The sequence below is a fragment of the Bacillus sp. OTU530 genome (assembly GCF_038440375.1).
On the sequence record NZ_JASATP010000136.1, the window covers coordinates 1 to 645 of the forward strand.

The following is a 645-nucleotide window of genomic DNA, read 5'->3' on the forward strand; positions in this document are numbered from 1 at the left end:
GCAGCCAAGTCTTGACGAGTTAACACAAGAGCTGTTGGTTTGTTAGATTCTACCGCAAGCTGCCATGCAGCGGAAGATTCGTTTCCATCTGCAGGACGGATCACAGAAAGACCTGGCATTGCACGTAAAGAAGCAAGCTGTTCAATTGGCTCATGCGTTGGACCATCTTCTCCTACTGCAATGCTATCGTGTGTGAATACATACGTAACAGGCAATTTCATTAAAGCAGCTAGACGAATTGCCGGACGTAGGTAATCAGAGAATACGAAGAATGTACCGCCGAATGTCGTTAAACCACCATGTAGCGCAATTCCGTTCATCGCCGCGCCCATCGCGAACTCACGAACGCCGTACCAAATGTTTTTGCCGCTATAATCTTCTCTTGTGAAGTCTTTTGCGTTCTTCATATATGTTTTGTTAGAACCTGCAAGGTCTGCAGAACCGCCAAAGAAAGCTGGAACTACTCCTGCGATCGCGTTGATTGCTTCCCCAGAAGAGTTACGTGTAGCAGTTGCTGTTCCTAAGCCGTATTTTGGAAGATTGTTTTCCCATCCTTCAGGAAGGCGGCCTTCTATTGCGTCAGTAAGCTCTGTCGCTAATTCAGGGTAAGCAGCCGCATAGCCTTTTAGCAATGCATCCCATTCA

1 pseudogene is annotated in these 645 nt (G+C 47.1%); it reads right to left on the reverse strand.

Annotated elements, in window-relative coordinates:
* Positions 1–645, reverse strand: a pseudogene (locus AAHB12_RS31210) (transketolase); the annotation flags it as partial.